This is a genomic window from Streptomyces sp. NPDC037290 (assembly GCF_055603245.1).
Window position 1 is genome coordinate 304,376 of sequence record NZ_JBVJVZ010000006.1, and the last position, 12,813, is coordinate 317,188.

A 12,813-nucleotide genomic window follows, 5' to 3' on the forward strand; every position below is an offset into this window, starting at 1 on the left:
CGGGAACGGCCCTCACAGGATTCAACCAGGTTCGCGGGCCGGGGCGCAGTGGCCGGTCAGGGCATCTTGTGGGGTGCGGACGGGGACGGGGAGGGAGTGAAGGCGGTGTCGGGGACGGGGGCGGACAGCAGGCCGGCGCCGGACACGCCGGGGACCTGGGACCAGGCGGTGAGCGGATAGACCACGGTGTCGTCGAGCGGGCGTATCAGGGGGGAGACGGCGGTCGCACCGGCCGTCACCGGCGCGGTCAGGTCCCCCAGGGCGGAGCCCAGGGTCTGGCCGGTGCCGGGGGACGGCAGGCCCGGCACCAGTGGCGCGGACATCGAGGTCGGGACCGCCGCTGTCTGTCCGAGCTGTGCACCGCCCTGGGCGAGCAGCGGTCCCACGACGCGACGGCGCTGGCTGTCGGGCGCGGCGGAGCCCGTGCCCGGCCCGGTGGAGCGGGCCGGGACCACGTTGCTGCCGGTGCCGGAGCCGCCGCGGGCGTCCGCGGTGGTGTCCGAGGGGATGGCGGTGGTCACGCCGCCGAGGGCGACCGCCGCCAGGGAGACCGCGCCGGCGGCCGCGAACGCGAACCGCAGTCCACGCGAGGCGGAGCGGCCGTCGTCCGGGCGGCCGACGGGATGGATGCGGAAGCCGCGGTCCTCGGGTGCGGGGACGGCGTGCCGCGAGCCGGCGGCCAGGGGGTCGTGCGGACGGGCGGGGACATAACCGAACGCGAAGCGCTCGCCGCGCCTCGCTCCGAAGACTCCGAGCGTGCCGAAGACGCCGGACGCTCCGGCGGGTCCGGAGCTCTCGTCGTCGGGATCGCGGCCGAACAGTCCGCCCCCGGGCGGCGACATGCCGTCACCGCCCGGCCCACCTCCCCCGGGGAGGCCCTGGAGGCGGGCCAGCAGGCTCGCCGAGGGGGGCGGCGGAGCCGCCTCCGCGAACACGTTCTTCAGTGCGCGCTGGGCGTCGGCCTCGGCCTTGCACCGGGCGCAGGTGGCCAGGTGCGCGAGGACCCGCTCACGCGTCTCGTGCCCGAGCTCTCCGTCCACCAGGGCGGAGAGCCGGTCTCCCAGGTGCTGTTCTGCGAGGTGCGCCTCGACAGGTTTCGGTCGTGATCCACTCACGCGGTCGCGCCCCCTCCCCCCAGAGCGGGGACACGGGCGAGGAAGGTGCGCCGCTCGGCGGCGCGGGCCTCCGGGGAGCGGTGCGCGAGGGCCTTGCGGAGCTGGGAGCGGCCACGGTGGATACGGGAGCGGACGGTGCCGAGCTTCACGCCCAGGGTCGCGGCGATCTCCTCGTAGGACAGTCCCTCGATGTCGCACAGGACGACGGCGGCGCGGAACTCGGGTGCGAGGGTGTCGAGGGCCTGCTGGACATCGGCGTCGAAGTGCGCGTCGTTCAGCAGCTGCTGCGGGGTGGGCTCGCGGCTGGCCAGGCGATCGGCCGCGTCCTCGCCGAGGGCGTCGAAGCGGATGCGCTGCTTGCGCCGGACCATGTCCAGGAAGAGGTTGGTGGTGATGCGGTGCAGCCAGCCCTCGAAGGTGCCCGGCGAGTACGTCGACAGGGAGCGGAAGACACGGACGAAGACCTCCTGGGTGAGGTCCTCGGCGTCGTGCTGATTGCCCGTCAGGCGGTAGGCCAGCCGGTAGACCCGGCCGCTGTGGGTGCTGACGATCTCCTCCCACGTGGGCGGAGTCCACGCCTGCCCGTCCGCGTCGGTGGAGAAGGTCGCGGTCTGGGCCTCGCCTGCGGCGAGACCGGCGTGGTGGTCAGCAGCGGTGTCGGTCACGGATTTCGGCCTGCCCGCCGACCCGAGGAAGCGCCGCAGCACTCCGCCCCGGTCTCCGGGCGCAGCCGCACCTCCCCTGTCGGCTCTGGTGGTGTCCAGTGGAGCCCCTACCATAGCCACCTCGCCCGTTAGCTCCGGATAAGCGGTTTTACGAGAATTTGATACTCGCTGATATGGCTCGTGCGACTGCGTCAGCAGTTGCTCGGTGTCCTGATCCACCTCTCGTCCCCCGTCGCGTCGCCGGCCACCGTCTCATCCCTATAAACGCCCGGTCCCATCTGCGGGTTCCCGACGCCAACGGATACAGTCACGCCCAGGCATCCACGGGGACAGGAGAGGGTCATTACCGGCAACCGGCAGACGAGCTGGGCGTTCGCCGACGCCTTTGTCGCCGAGGACGAAGCGCTGCGGTGGGCCCGCGACCGGGCCCGCGAGGCAGGGCTGCGCTCGGTGTCGCCCGGCACGGGCGCAGCCCTGCGTCTGCTCGCCGCCTCCGTGGACGCGAAGGCGGTCGCGGAGATCGGCACCGGTTGCGGGGTGTCCGGAATCCATCTGCTGCACGGCATGCGCCCCGACGGGGTGCTCACCACGGTCGACCAGGAGCCGGAACACCAGCAGTTCGCCCGGCAGGCCTTCCGCGCCTGCGGCTTCGCCAGCAACCGGGCCCGCTTCATCCCCGGCCGCGCCCTGGACGTACTGCCCCGGCTCGCGGACGCCGGGTACGACCTCGTCTTCTGCGACGGGGACCGGCTGGAGTACCTGGACTATCTCGCTGAATCGTTGCGCCTGCTCCGGCCCGGCGGCCTGGTGGTCTTCGAGGGCGTCTTCGCGGGCGGCCGCACGGTCGACTCGGGACCGCAGCCGACGGAAGTGCTCAAACTGCGCGAACTGCTGCGCACGGTGCGCGAGAGCCAGGAGCTGGTGCCGTCGCTGCTGCCGGTGGGCGACGGCCTGCTGTGCGCCGTCAAACGGTGACGGGCCCGCGGCGAGGGCCCGGACACGCGGCTGCCCCGGCACCGCGTACGATGCCGGGGCAGCCGGAAGGACACTGTCGCTGGGGCGTCAGACGACGACCTTCTTGAGGGCGTCGCCGAGCGCCTCGGCCTCGTCAGGGGTCAGCTCGACGACGAGTCGACCGCCGCCTTCGAGCGGAACGCGCATGACGATGCCCCGCCCCTCCTTGGTCACCTCGAGCGGGCCATCACCCGTCCGCGGCTTCATGGCCGCCATGCTCGTTCCCCTTCCTGAAACCAGCTCATCGTCTGCCGAGAGCCCCGGGAGGGCACCCGCGGTTCCGAAACGGACACGCGACACCGGCATCGAACACATTGCTTCCCAGCCATTATCCCGCATGGCAGGACCCGATGACCAACATCAGTCGGCATCGCTTGGGCAACGCGCGCGAGCAAAACCACCCAATTCGGCGATGTGGCTGCGATACTGCACCGCTGCACGGACATCCACGGGCCGGCTCCGCTCGGGCTTTCTTTGACGCAGGTCACATGTCCGGTCCGGCGCTTGGAGCGCGATCTCCGCCATGCTGTGCTTCGTACAGGGACGTACTGAGCGGTACGTCATCCGCGACACCGGAGGGGATGCGCCATGGCCGACACCGTGCTCTACGAGGTGAGCGACGGGCTCGCGACGATCACGCTGAACCGCCCCGAGGCGATGAACGCGCTGAACATCGCGACCAAGGCCGCGCTCCGTGAGGCGGCGGAATCCGCGGCCGGGGACACGGCCGTACGGGCGATCCTGCTGACCGCCGCCGGAGACCGGGCGTTCTGCGTCGGCCAGGACCTCAAGGAGCACATCGGGCTGCTCGCAGCGGACCGCGAGACCGGGTCCGGCCAGACGATGAGCACGGTCAAGGAGCACTACAACCCGATCGTGCGGGCCCTCGCCGGTGCCCCCAAGCCGGTGGTCGCTGCGGTGAACGGGGTCGCGGCCGGGGCGGGCTTCGGCTTCGCGCTCGCCGCGGACTACCGGGTGGTCGCCGACACCGCCGCGTTCAACACGTCGTTCGCCGGTGTGGCCCTGACCGCCGACTCCGGGATCTCCTGGACGCTGCCGCGGGTGATCGGCCCGGGCCGCGCCGCCGACCTGCTGCTCTTCCCGCGCAGCATCAGCGCCCAGGACGCGCTGGAGCTGGGCATCGCCAACCGCCTCGTACCCGCTGCCGAGCTGCGCGCCGAGGCCGAGAAGACGGCGCGGGCCCTGGCCGAGGGCCCGACGGTGGCGTACGCGGCACTCAAGGAGGCGGTGGCCTACGGCCTCACGCACTCCCTCGCCGAGACGCTGGAGAAGGAGGACGAGCTGCAGGCCCGGGCCGGCCGGTCCGAGGACCACGCGATCGCGGTGCAGGCGTTCGTGAACAAGGAGAAGCCGAAGTACCTGGGCCGCTGAGGCGGGAGCGGGCGGGGCCTCCCGCCCGCCGGGCGGGACGAGGTGCCGGGCGGCCGGGGCCGGAGCGTGGTCGCTCCTGCCCCGCGGGTCCTCAGGTGCCGGCGCGTCTCGCCACGCATGCCTCCAGATGGTCATTGACCAGGCCGCACGCCTGCATCAGGGCGTACGCGGTGGTCGGGCCGACGAATCGCAGGCCCCGTTTCTTCAGGGTCTTGGACAGCGCGGTCGACTCCGGAGTCACCGCCGGGACGTCGGCCAGGGTCCTCGGGGCCGGACGGGCGGCGGGGTCGGGGGCGTGGGACCAGATCAGCTCGTCCAGCTCGCCCTCGGCCCAGTCGGCGAGGGCGCGCGCGTTGGCGAGCGTGGCGTCGATCTTGGCGCGGTTGCGGATGATGCCCTCGTCCGCCAGCAGGCGCGCGCGGTCCTCGTCCGTGAACGCGGCGACCTCCTCGATCCGGAAGCCGGCGAAGGCCGCGCGGAAACCGGGGCGGCGGCGAAGAATCGTGATCCAGGACAGGCCCGACTGGAAGGCCTCCAGGCTGATCCGCTCGAAGAGGGCGTCGTCGCCGTGGACCGGGCGGCCCCACTCCTCGTCGTGGTAGGACACGTAGTCCTCGGTGGACAGGGCCCAGGGGCAGCGCAGGGCGCCGTCGGGCCCGGCGAGGGCGCCTGCGGCGGTCATCGCCGGTCCTGCGGACGGTCGCCCTTGTCCGGGTGGGCGTGTGCGGCCGCGGCTCTCGCACCGGCCAGCGCGGACTCCAGGTCGGCGATACGGGCGTCCCGCTCGGCGAGTTCGGCGGCGAGCCGGCCGAGGGCGTCGTCGACGTCCGCCATGCGGTAGCCGCGCGGGGTGACCGGGAAGCGCAGGCTCTCCACGTCCGCGCGCTCCACCGGACGGTCCGCGGGCAGCGGGTCCTGCAGCCGCTCCGGCGCCGCCTCGGGCAGCGGGCCGCTCCCGCCGCCGCCCACCACGGCGAGTGTCACCGCGGCGACCACGACGGCCAGCGCGACGACCAGGAACAAGAACATCACCATCGCCAGGGGTCCCCACGCTCCGTGCCGGACGTTGTGCCGGACGTTGAATCTGTCAGGGTCCGATCGTGCCATGCGAGTCTGACAGTTAGGGTCACAGGCGGCCGTACTGCGGGACGCACGAGGAGAGGTCACAGCGGATGCTCAGGCTGGGCAGGCGGGAATTCGGGCCCCACGAGCCGGTGATCATGGCGATCGTGAACCGGACTCCTGACTCCTTCTACGACCAGGGGGCCACCTTCCGTGACGAGCCGGCCCTCGCGCGCGTGGAGCAGGCCGTGGCCGAGGGCGCCGCGATCATCGACATCGGCGGGGTGAAGGCCGGGCCGGGCGAGGAGGTCACGGCCGAGGAGGAGGCGCGGCGCACGGTCGGCTTCGTGGCGGAGGTACGGCGCCGCTTCCCGGACGTGATCATCAGCGTGGACACCTGGCGGGCCGAGGTCGGCGAGGCGGTGTGCGCGGCGGGGGCGGATCTGCTGAACGACGCGTGGGGTGGCGTCGATCCGGGGCTCGCTCAGGTCGCGGCGCGGTACGGGGTGGGGCTGGTGTGCACGCATGCGGGGGGCGTGCAGCCGCGTACGCGTCCGCACCGGGTGACGTACGACGACGTGATGGCCGACATCCTCGAGGTGACCGTGGGGCTGGCCGAGCGGGCGGTCGCGCTCGGGGTGCCGCGTGCGTCGGTGCTGATCGATCCCGGGCACGACTTCGGCAAGAACACGCGGCACAGCCTGGAGGCGACGCGGCGGCTGCACGAGATGGTCGCGACGGGGTGGCCGGTGCTGGTGTCGTTGTCCAACAAGGACTTCGTGGGCGAGACGCTGGACCGGCCGGTGAAGGAGCGGTTGACCGGCACGCTGGCGACGACCGCGGTGTCGGCGTGGCTCGGGGCGCAGGTGTACCGGGTGCACGAGGTCGCCGAGACGCGTCAGGTGCTGGACATGGTCGCGTCCATCGCCGGGCACCGGCCCCCCGCGGTGGCGCGCCGGGGTCTGGCCTGACCGCCGCAGGAGGCCCCGCCCCGCGGAGCCCCCTGCGGCGGCCCGCTAGCGGGCCGCCTCCTTCGACACCAGGGCCACCGCCTCGTCCACCTCGTCCGTGACGTGGAAGAGGAGGAGGTCCTTCTTGGCCGCCTTGCCCTGGGCCACCACCGTGTTGCGCAGCCAGGACACCAGCCCGCCCCAGTACTCGCTGCCGAAGAGGACGATCGGGAAGCGGGTGACCTTCTGGGTCTGGACCAGGGTGAGCGCCTCGAAGAGTTCGTCGAGCGTGCCGAGGCCGCCGGGCAGGACCACGAAACCCTGCGCGTACTTCACGAACATCATCTTGCGCACGAAGAAGTACCGGAAGTTGAGGCCGATGTCGACGTAAGGGTTGAGCCCCTGCTCGAAGGGCAGCTCGATGCCCAGCCCCACCGACACGCCGCCCGCCTCGCAGGCGCCCTTGTTGGCCGCCTCCATGGCCCCGGGCCCACCGCCCGTGATCACCGCCCAGCCGGCTTCCACCAGGCCCCGGCCGAGCCGCACCCCCGCGTCGTACTCCGGCGAGTCCACCGGCGTACGGGCCGAGCCGAACACGCTGATGGCGGGCGGGAGTTCGGCCAGCGTGCCGAAGCCCTCGATGAACTCCGACTGGATGCGCAGCACGCGCCAGGGGTCGGTGTGGACCCAGTCGGTGGGTGCCCGCTCGTCCAGCAGCCGCTGGTCGGTCGTGCTGGGCATCACCTGGCCGCGACGCCGGAGGACCGGTCCGAGCCGCTGCTCGTCCGGCGGGACCTTCTTCCCCTCGGGGTCTCCGGTAGCCATGTGCGCTCCCTCCGCTTGCCGGTAGTTCGATCTCAGACTAGATCCAGGCGGCTCACGGAGGGGGGACGTACGCATGTCCGGCACGAAGCGCCGGGCGGCGGGGCCCTACGCGGTCAGCCAGGTCCGCAGGCGCTCCTCACCCGCGAGGATCTTCGCCGTCTCCACCCGCTCGTCGCGCTTGTGGGCCAAGTGCGGGTTGCCGGGGCCGTAGTTGACCGCGGGGACGCCCAGTGCGGAGAAACGGGACACGTCCGTCCAGCCGTACTTGGGCCGCGGGGTGCCGCCCACCGCCTCGATGAAGGCCACGGCGGCCGGGTGGGAGAGGCCGGGCAGCGCGCCGGGGCTGTGGTCGTCGACCACGAACTCCTCGACACCGCAGTCCGCGAACACCTCGCGGACGTGCGCGATCGCCTCCTCCTCGGTGCGGTCGGGGGCGTAGCGGAAGTTGACCGTCACCACACACGCGTCGGGGATGACGTTGCCGGCCACTCCCCCGCTGATGCCCACGGCGTTCAGGCCCTCGCGGTACTCCAGGCCGTCGATCAGCGGCCATCGCGGCTCGTAGGACGCCAGGCGGGCCAGGATGGGGGCCGCCGCGTGGATGGCGTTGGAGCCCATCCAGCCGCGCGCCGAGTGGGCCCGCTCGCCCTTCGTCCTCAGCAGCACCCGCAGGGTGCCCTGGCAGCCGCCCTCGACCTCGCCGTCGGAGGGCTCCAGCAGCACCGCGAAGTCACCCTGCAGCCACTCCGGGTGGGCCTCGGCGACGTGCCCCAGGCCGTTCAGGTCGGCGGCGACCTCTTCGTTGTCGTAGAAGATGAAGGTGATGTCCCGGTTGGGGGCGGGCACCGTGGCCGCGATCCGCAGCTGCACCGCGACGCCCGACTTCATGTCGCAGGTGCCGCAGCCCCACAGCACGCCGTCCTCGTCCAGGCGTGAGGGCACGTTGTCCGCGATCGGGACGGTGTCGATGTGGCCGGCCAGGATCACGCGCTCGGCGTGGCCCAGGTTCGTACGGGCGATCACGTTGTTGCCGTGGCGGTCGACCGTGAGGTGCGGCAGGGCGCGCAGGGCGGTCTCGATCGCGTCCGCCAGCGGCTTCTCGGTGCCGCTCTCGGAGGGGAAGTCCACGAGCTGCGCGGTGAGCGCGGCGGCGTCGAGCGTGAGGTCAAGCGAGGTGTCGGCCATGGCGTCGACCCTAGCGCGCCGCCCGGCGGGGCCGGTGGCAAGCGCTGTCCGACGACCCCAGGTGAGGGCCCGGCGGCCCTCCAGTACCTTGTACGCGTGCCAGAGCCGTCCCCCACCCGTCCCAAACGTCGCGGCCGCCTCCTGCGTTTCGCGGCGGCCCTGTTGGTCCTGTGCGGTGTCGCCGCGTACCTCGTGGTGCAGTACGTCACCGGAGGCGGCGCCGCGCGCGGCTGCAAGGTGGTCTCGGCCGACGGGGACGGGACGTCGTACGAGTTCACGCCGGAGCAGGCGGTGAACGCGGCGACGATCGCGGCCGTGGGCACCGGGCGCGGGATGCCCGAGCGGGCCGTGACGATCGCGCTGGCGACCTCCCTGCAGGAGTCGGGGCTGCGCAACATCGAGCACGGCGACCGGGACTCGCTCGGCCTGTTCCAGCAGCGGCCCTCGCAGGGCTGGGGAACCGAGCAGCAGATCATGGACCCGGCGTACGCGGCGGGCATCTTCTACGCGCACCTGGCCAAGGTGCCGAACTACGGTGATCTGCCGCTGACCGAGGCGGCCCAGGAGGTCCAGCGCAGCGGCTACCCGGAGGCGTACGCCAAGCACGAGCCGGACGCGAAGCTGCTGGCGGCGGCGCTGACCGGGCGCGCGGCGGCCACGCTGACCTGTGACGGGTCCCCGGAGCCCACGGCCTCGGCGACCGGCCCGGACGCGGTACGGACCGCGCTGGTACGGGACTTCGGGCGGGACGCGCTGCAGGAGACCGGCGCGGAGGTGGGCGGCACGCCCGTGCCCGCGCCGTCTCCCTCGCCGAGCGTGACCGCGACCGCGCAGGGGCGGACGGTGACCGTGCCGGTGCCCCAGGGCGCGAAGGTCGACGCGATCGGGCGTGGCGAGCGGGAGCGCGGCTGGCAGCTGGCGCAGTGGGCCGTGGCCAACTCCTCGGCGCTGCACATCCAGCGGGTGTCGTACGCGGGCCGGGAGTGGACGGCCGGGAGCGGCGGCGGGCGCTGGACGACGGCCGCTTCGAACGGGGCCGGCGGTGCGCAGCGGTCCGCGGCGGTCGTCCGGATCGTGGCCGGACAGTAGTACGGGAGATCACTCCGAGGGGTGGTGCGGCGCGGACCGGGCGCACGGTCCGGCCGGGGCGTGTGCCGTTTACGGAATCCCCTGGAAATCAAGGGCTGTAAGGATTCTGCGGGATTTCCGGCGGACGCTCTTTGCCCGTTTTTATCCACACCTGATAATGCGATGCGTTATCCATTCTTTACCCGGGGCGTCCGCAACCTTCGCGGGCTTCGAGCGGTAGTCACGGCGTCCGAGCCCGGAGCCGGGTCCGGACACAGACACCGTCTCTCCCGTCGAATGGAGCATCATGTCCCTCCCTCTGACCCGCCGGATCGCCCGTGCCGCGCTGCTCGTCGCAGCGGGAGCGGCAGCCGGGGTCGGTGCGGCCGGCTCCGCCGGTGCGGCCACGAACCAGCCGGTGGCGACCCCGAACCTGAGTGGTGTGGCCACCCCGGACACGGCGAACGTCGGCGGCACCGTCGGCAGCGCCGCGCAGAACGCCGCCTCCACCGCGGCCGCCACGGGCGGCACGGCGGTCGGGAAGGCCGTGGGCGCGGCCAAGACCGGCAGCACCACCCTGAAGAAGGCGACGCCGGTGGCGGAGAACACCGCGGGGGCGGCGGCCAAGGCGGCGGGAAGCGTCGTCCAGGACACCGCGAAGGGCGGGCTGCCGCTGCCGGTGCAGGGCGGGGAGCTGCCGCTCGGCTGAGCGCCCGGCTTCGGCCGGTGACGGGGCCCAGGGAATTCCCTGGGCCCCGTTGCCTTGACCGGCGGTTACAGCCGGCTGACCGCGGCCCGGACGCGTTCGTCCGTCGCCGTCAGGGCCACGCGTACGAACTTCTCGCCCGCCTCGCCGTAGAAGTCACCCGGGGCCACCAGGATGCCCCGCTCGGCCAGGTGGGCGACCGTCTGCCAGCAGGACTCGTCACGGGTGGCCCACAGGTAGAGGCTCGCCTCGCTGTGTTCGATGCGGAAGCCATGGCCCAGCAGGGCGGCCCGCAGGGCCTCGCGGCGGGCGGCGTAGCGCTCGCGCTGTTCGTGGACGTGGGCGTCGTCGCCCAGCGCCGCCACCACAGCCGCCTGGGTCGGGGCCGAGGTCATCATGCCGCCGTGCTTGCGGATCTCCAGCAGCGGGCCGAGGACGGCCGGGTCGCCGGCGACGAAGGCCGCGCGGTAGCCGGCCAGGTTGGAGCGCTTGGAGAGGGAGTGGACGGCGACGATGCCGTCGTAGGAGCCGCCGTTGACGTCCGGGTGCAGGACCGACACCGGGTCGGCCTCCCAGCCCAGCTCCAGGTAGCACTCGTCGGAGACCAGCAGGACGCCGTGCTCGCGGGCCCAGGCGACGATCTCGGTCAGGTCCTCCTTCGGGACGACCTTGCCGGTGGGGTTCGAGGGCGAGTTCAGCCAGAGCAGCTTCAGGCCCGTCGGGTCCAGCTCGCGCGGGTCGTCGTAGGCCTCGTACGCGGCGCGGGCGAGGCGGGCGCCGACCTCGTAGGTGGGGTAGGCCAGGCGCGGGTAGGCGACCTTGTCGCCGGGGCCGAGGCCCAGCTGGGTCGGCAGCCAGGCCACCAGTTCCTTGGAGCCGACGACCGGCAGGACGTGGCGGTGGGTGACCTCGCGGGCGCCCAGGCGGCGCTCCAGCCAGCCGGTGATCGCGTCGCGCAGCGCCGGGGTGCCCCAGACGGTCGGGTAGCCCGGGGAGTCGGCCGCGTCGATCAGGGCCTTCTGGATCAGCTCGGGCACCGGGTCGACGGGCGTGCCCACGGAGAGGTCGACGATCCCGTCGGGGTGGCCGGCGGCCGTCTTCTTGTACGGCTCCAGCTTGTCCCAGGGGAAGGCGGGGAGCCGGTCGGAGACTGCGGACACGGGAATCAGGCTCTCTTTCGTACGGTGCGGCAAACGCCTCGGTCCCGTACGGCGGTGATCGGGACGATCGGGCCGTACGGGACCGAGGCGGCGCGGCCGGCGGGCGGCCGCCTGGCGCTCAGACGGTCACTCGCCCTGCGGCGGCAGCGCGGCGACGAAGGGGTGGTCCCGCTCGATCAGGCCGAGCTTGCTGGCACCGCCGGGAGAGCCGAGCTCGTCGAAGAACTCGACGTTCGCCTTGTAGTAGTCCTTCCACTCCTCCGGGACGTCGTCCTCGTAGAAGATCGCCTCGACCGGGCAGACCGGCTCACAGGCACCACAGTCGACGCATTCGTCCGGGTGGATGTACAAGGACCGGGAGCCCTCGTAAATGCAGTCGACCGGACACTCCTCGATGCACGCCTTGTCCTTGACGTCGACACAAGGCTGCGCAATGACGTAGGTCACGCTGTCGTTCCTCCTCGATAGGGCGCTGGCGGGCCTCCTCAGGCTCCGCCGCCTGGCGCGCGGGAGCGCGGCGTCGTCGATGCCCGCCCCTAGTATCTCCGTTCCGGGACATGATCCGAACAGGAGGGGTGAACTGACCAGTGGAAATCTCGGCGGCAGGACGCCTGGAAGTCCGAATCACCCCCGCTGACGTGGGGAAACGAGTCTCGGTACGGCGCTTGAGCGAACCTGGGGCGGCACCGGAGAAGTTCACCGACACGGTCGGTGTTCTCACATCATGGGATCATGGCGTGCTCATGATCACACGACGGGACGGGCAAATTGTCCGGATCGCCGAGTCCGCCCTGGTCGCGGGCAAGGTGGTGCCGGCCGCCCCGGCGCGCCGCCGGGGCCCCGCAGCGACGTACGAGGAACTCGCGCGGATCGCCTCACGCGGATGGCGGCCGCTGGAGAGCGAACGGCTCGGCGACTGGGAGCTGCGGGCGGCAGTCGAGGAGGTGCCCCGCGAAGCGGGTCCGGCCGGAGTGGCGGCCGGGCGACGGGCGGGCTTCACGAGACGGGCCAACAGCGTGCTGCCGCTCGGTGATCCCGGCGTTCCGCTCGACGCGGCCCTCGCGGCCGTACGACGCTGGTACGGCGAGCGTGGTCTGCCCCCCTACGTCCAGACGGCCACCGGCGCCGAGGGCACGCAGGAGCTGCTGTGCGCGGAGCTGGAGCGGCGCGGCTGGGTGCGGGAGGTGACCGCCGAGGTGTGGACGGGTGCCCTGGCACCGGTCGCGGACCGGGCCGAGGGTGCCGGTGTGGTGCTGTCCCGGCAGGCGGACGAGGCGTGGCTCGCCCGGTACCAGCGCAAGGGAGTGAGCGAGGTGGCCCTGAGGGTGCTCGGCGCCGGCCCGTCGGTCTGGTTCGCGTCGATACCGGGGGCGGAAGGTGAGACCCCGGCGGCGATCGGGCGGTGTGTCGTGGACGGGCGGTGGGCCGGGTTCGCAGCGGTCGAGGTGGATCCCGGCCGGCGGCGGCAGGGGCTCGCCACCGAGGTGATGGCCGCGCTGGCCCGGCGCGCGCTGGACGAGGGCGCGTCGGCCGCCTGGCTGCAGGTCGAGGCGGACAACGAGGACGCACGCGCGCTCTACGCCGCGCTTGGCTTCGCACCGCACCACGCCTACCACCACTACCGGGCGCCGGAAGAGCAGAGCGACAGCCGTGGAAGGGCATGAGCCTGCC

Annotated in this window: 16 protein-coding genes; 6 read left to right on the forward strand and 10 right to left on the reverse strand. The window is 72.7% G+C overall.

What is annotated here, in order from left to right; translation table 11 throughout:
* Window positions 1-56 precede the first annotated feature (56 nt).
* Window positions 57-1,115 (reverse strand): zf-HC2 domain-containing protein, encoded by a 1,059-nt coding sequence (locus tag ACZ7HQ_RS23245; protein ID WP_470993018.1) that lies wholly within the window; start codon window positions 1,113-1,115, stop codon window positions 57-59.
* A complete protein-coding gene (sigE, locus tag ACZ7HQ_RS23250) occupies window positions 1,112-1,822 on the reverse strand; it encodes an RNA polymerase sigma factor SigE (protein WP_470993020.1) in 711 nt (236 codons plus the stop codon). The genes ACZ7HQ_RS23245 and sigE overlap by 4 nt, the downstream gene beginning before the upstream one ends.
* 234 nt (window positions 1,823-2,056) lie before the next feature.
* Between sigE and ACZ7HQ_RS23255 the strand changes: the two genes are divergently transcribed.
* Window positions 2,057-2,755, forward strand: a complete 699-nt coding sequence (locus ACZ7HQ_RS23255; RefSeq protein ID WP_470993577.1) for an O-methyltransferase — start codon at window positions 2,057-2,059, stop codon at window positions 2,753-2,755.
* Window positions 2,756-2,842: 87 nt separating this feature from the next.
* On the opposite strand, the gene ACZ7HQ_RS23260 is transcribed toward ACZ7HQ_RS23255, so the two are convergent.
* Window positions 2,843-3,010 carry a DUF3117 domain-containing protein gene (locus ACZ7HQ_RS23260; RefSeq protein WP_018544333.1) on the reverse strand — a complete coding sequence of 56 codons (168 nt, stop codon included), beginning with the start codon at window positions 3,008-3,010 and terminating at the stop codon, window positions 2,843-2,845.
* Between the two features lie 144 nt (window positions 3,011-3,154).
* Complete coding sequence (locus ACZ7HQ_RS23265; protein ID WP_470993023.1) at window positions 3,155-3,319, reverse strand: hypothetical protein; 165 nt, start codon at window positions 3,317-3,319, stop codon at window positions 3,155-3,157.
* A gap of 63 nt (window positions 3,320-3,382) precedes the next feature.
* Between ACZ7HQ_RS23265 and chcB the strand changes: the two genes are divergently transcribed.
* The gene (gene chcB, locus ACZ7HQ_RS23270) at window positions 3,383-4,186 is read left to right on the forward strand and encodes a 2-cyclohexenylcarbonyl CoA isomerase (RefSeq protein ID WP_470993026.1); all 804 of its coding nucleotides are present in this window, start codon (window positions 3,383-3,385) and stop codon (window positions 4,184-4,186) included.
* Between the two features lie 91 nt (window positions 4,187-4,277).
* Here the strand turns inward: chcB and ACZ7HQ_RS23275 are convergent, their stop codons facing one another.
* Window positions 4,278-4,868, reverse strand: a complete 591-nt coding sequence (locus tag ACZ7HQ_RS23275) for a DNA-3-methyladenine glycosylase I (protein WP_470993029.1) — start codon at window positions 4,866-4,868, stop codon at window positions 4,278-4,280.
* Window positions 4,865-5,221: a DivIVA domain-containing protein gene (locus ACZ7HQ_RS23280; RefSeq protein WP_470993032.1), complete on the reverse strand. Its 357-nt coding sequence runs from the start codon at window positions 5,219-5,221 to the stop codon at window positions 4,865-4,867. The genes ACZ7HQ_RS23275 and ACZ7HQ_RS23280 overlap by 4 nt, the downstream gene beginning before the upstream one ends.
* 137 nt (window positions 5,222-5,358) lie before the next feature.
* Here ACZ7HQ_RS23280 and folP point away from each other — a divergent pair, with 137 nt between their 5' ends.
* Window positions 5,359-6,219 carry a dihydropteroate synthase gene (folP, locus tag ACZ7HQ_RS23285; protein WP_470993035.1) on the forward strand — a complete coding sequence of 287 codons (861 nt, stop codon included), beginning with the start codon at window positions 5,359-5,361 and terminating at the stop codon, window positions 6,217-6,219.
* A gap of 45 nt (window positions 6,220-6,264) precedes the next feature.
* On the opposite strand, the gene ACZ7HQ_RS23290 is transcribed toward folP, so the two are convergent.
* On the reverse strand, window positions 6,265-7,023 hold the full coding sequence (locus ACZ7HQ_RS23290; RefSeq protein WP_470993038.1) for an LOG family protein: 759 nt from the start codon (window positions 7,021-7,023) through the stop codon (window positions 6,265-6,267).
* Window positions 7,024-7,128: 105 nt separating this feature from the next.
* Window positions 7,129-8,208, reverse strand: coding sequence for a succinyl-diaminopimelate desuccinylase (gene dapE, locus ACZ7HQ_RS23295; protein WP_470993041.1), 1,080 nt, complete (start codon window positions 8,206-8,208; stop codon window positions 7,129-7,131).
* Window positions 8,209-8,304: 96 nt separating this feature from the next.
* Between dapE and ACZ7HQ_RS23300 the strand changes: the two genes are divergently transcribed.
* Window positions 8,305-9,297 (forward strand): heavy metal transporter, encoded by a 993-nt coding sequence (locus ACZ7HQ_RS23300; protein ID WP_470993044.1) that lies wholly within the window; start codon window positions 8,305-8,307, stop codon window positions 9,295-9,297.
* A 286-nt stretch (window positions 9,298-9,583) separates the two neighbouring features.
* Window positions 9,584-9,985, forward strand: a complete 402-nt coding sequence (locus ACZ7HQ_RS23305) for an ATP-binding protein (RefSeq protein WP_470993047.1) — start codon at window positions 9,584-9,586, stop codon at window positions 9,983-9,985.
* 65 nt (window positions 9,986-10,050) lie between these two features.
* On the opposite strand, the gene ACZ7HQ_RS23310 is transcribed toward ACZ7HQ_RS23305, so the two are convergent.
* Both ACZ7HQ_RS23310 and fdxA read right to left on the reverse strand, forming a co-directional pair.
* Window positions 10,051-11,142 (reverse strand): bifunctional succinyldiaminopimelate transaminase/glutamate-prephenate aminotransferase, encoded by a 1,092-nt coding sequence (locus tag ACZ7HQ_RS23310; protein WP_470993050.1) that lies wholly within the window; start codon window positions 11,140-11,142, stop codon window positions 10,051-10,053.
* Window positions 11,143-11,268: 126 nt separating this feature from the next.
* Window positions 11,269-11,589 (reverse strand): ferredoxin, encoded by a 321-nt coding sequence (gene fdxA / locus ACZ7HQ_RS23315; RefSeq protein WP_023546973.1) that lies wholly within the window; start codon window positions 11,587-11,589, stop codon window positions 11,269-11,271.
* 140 nt (window positions 11,590-11,729) lie between these two features.
* Here fdxA and ACZ7HQ_RS23320 point away from each other — a divergent pair, with 140 nt between their 5' ends.
* Window positions 11,730-12,806: a GNAT family N-acetyltransferase gene (locus tag ACZ7HQ_RS23320; protein WP_470993053.1), complete on the forward strand. Its 1,077-nt coding sequence runs from the start codon at window positions 11,730-11,732 to the stop codon at window positions 12,804-12,806.
* Window positions 12,807-12,813 lie beyond the last annotated feature (7 nt).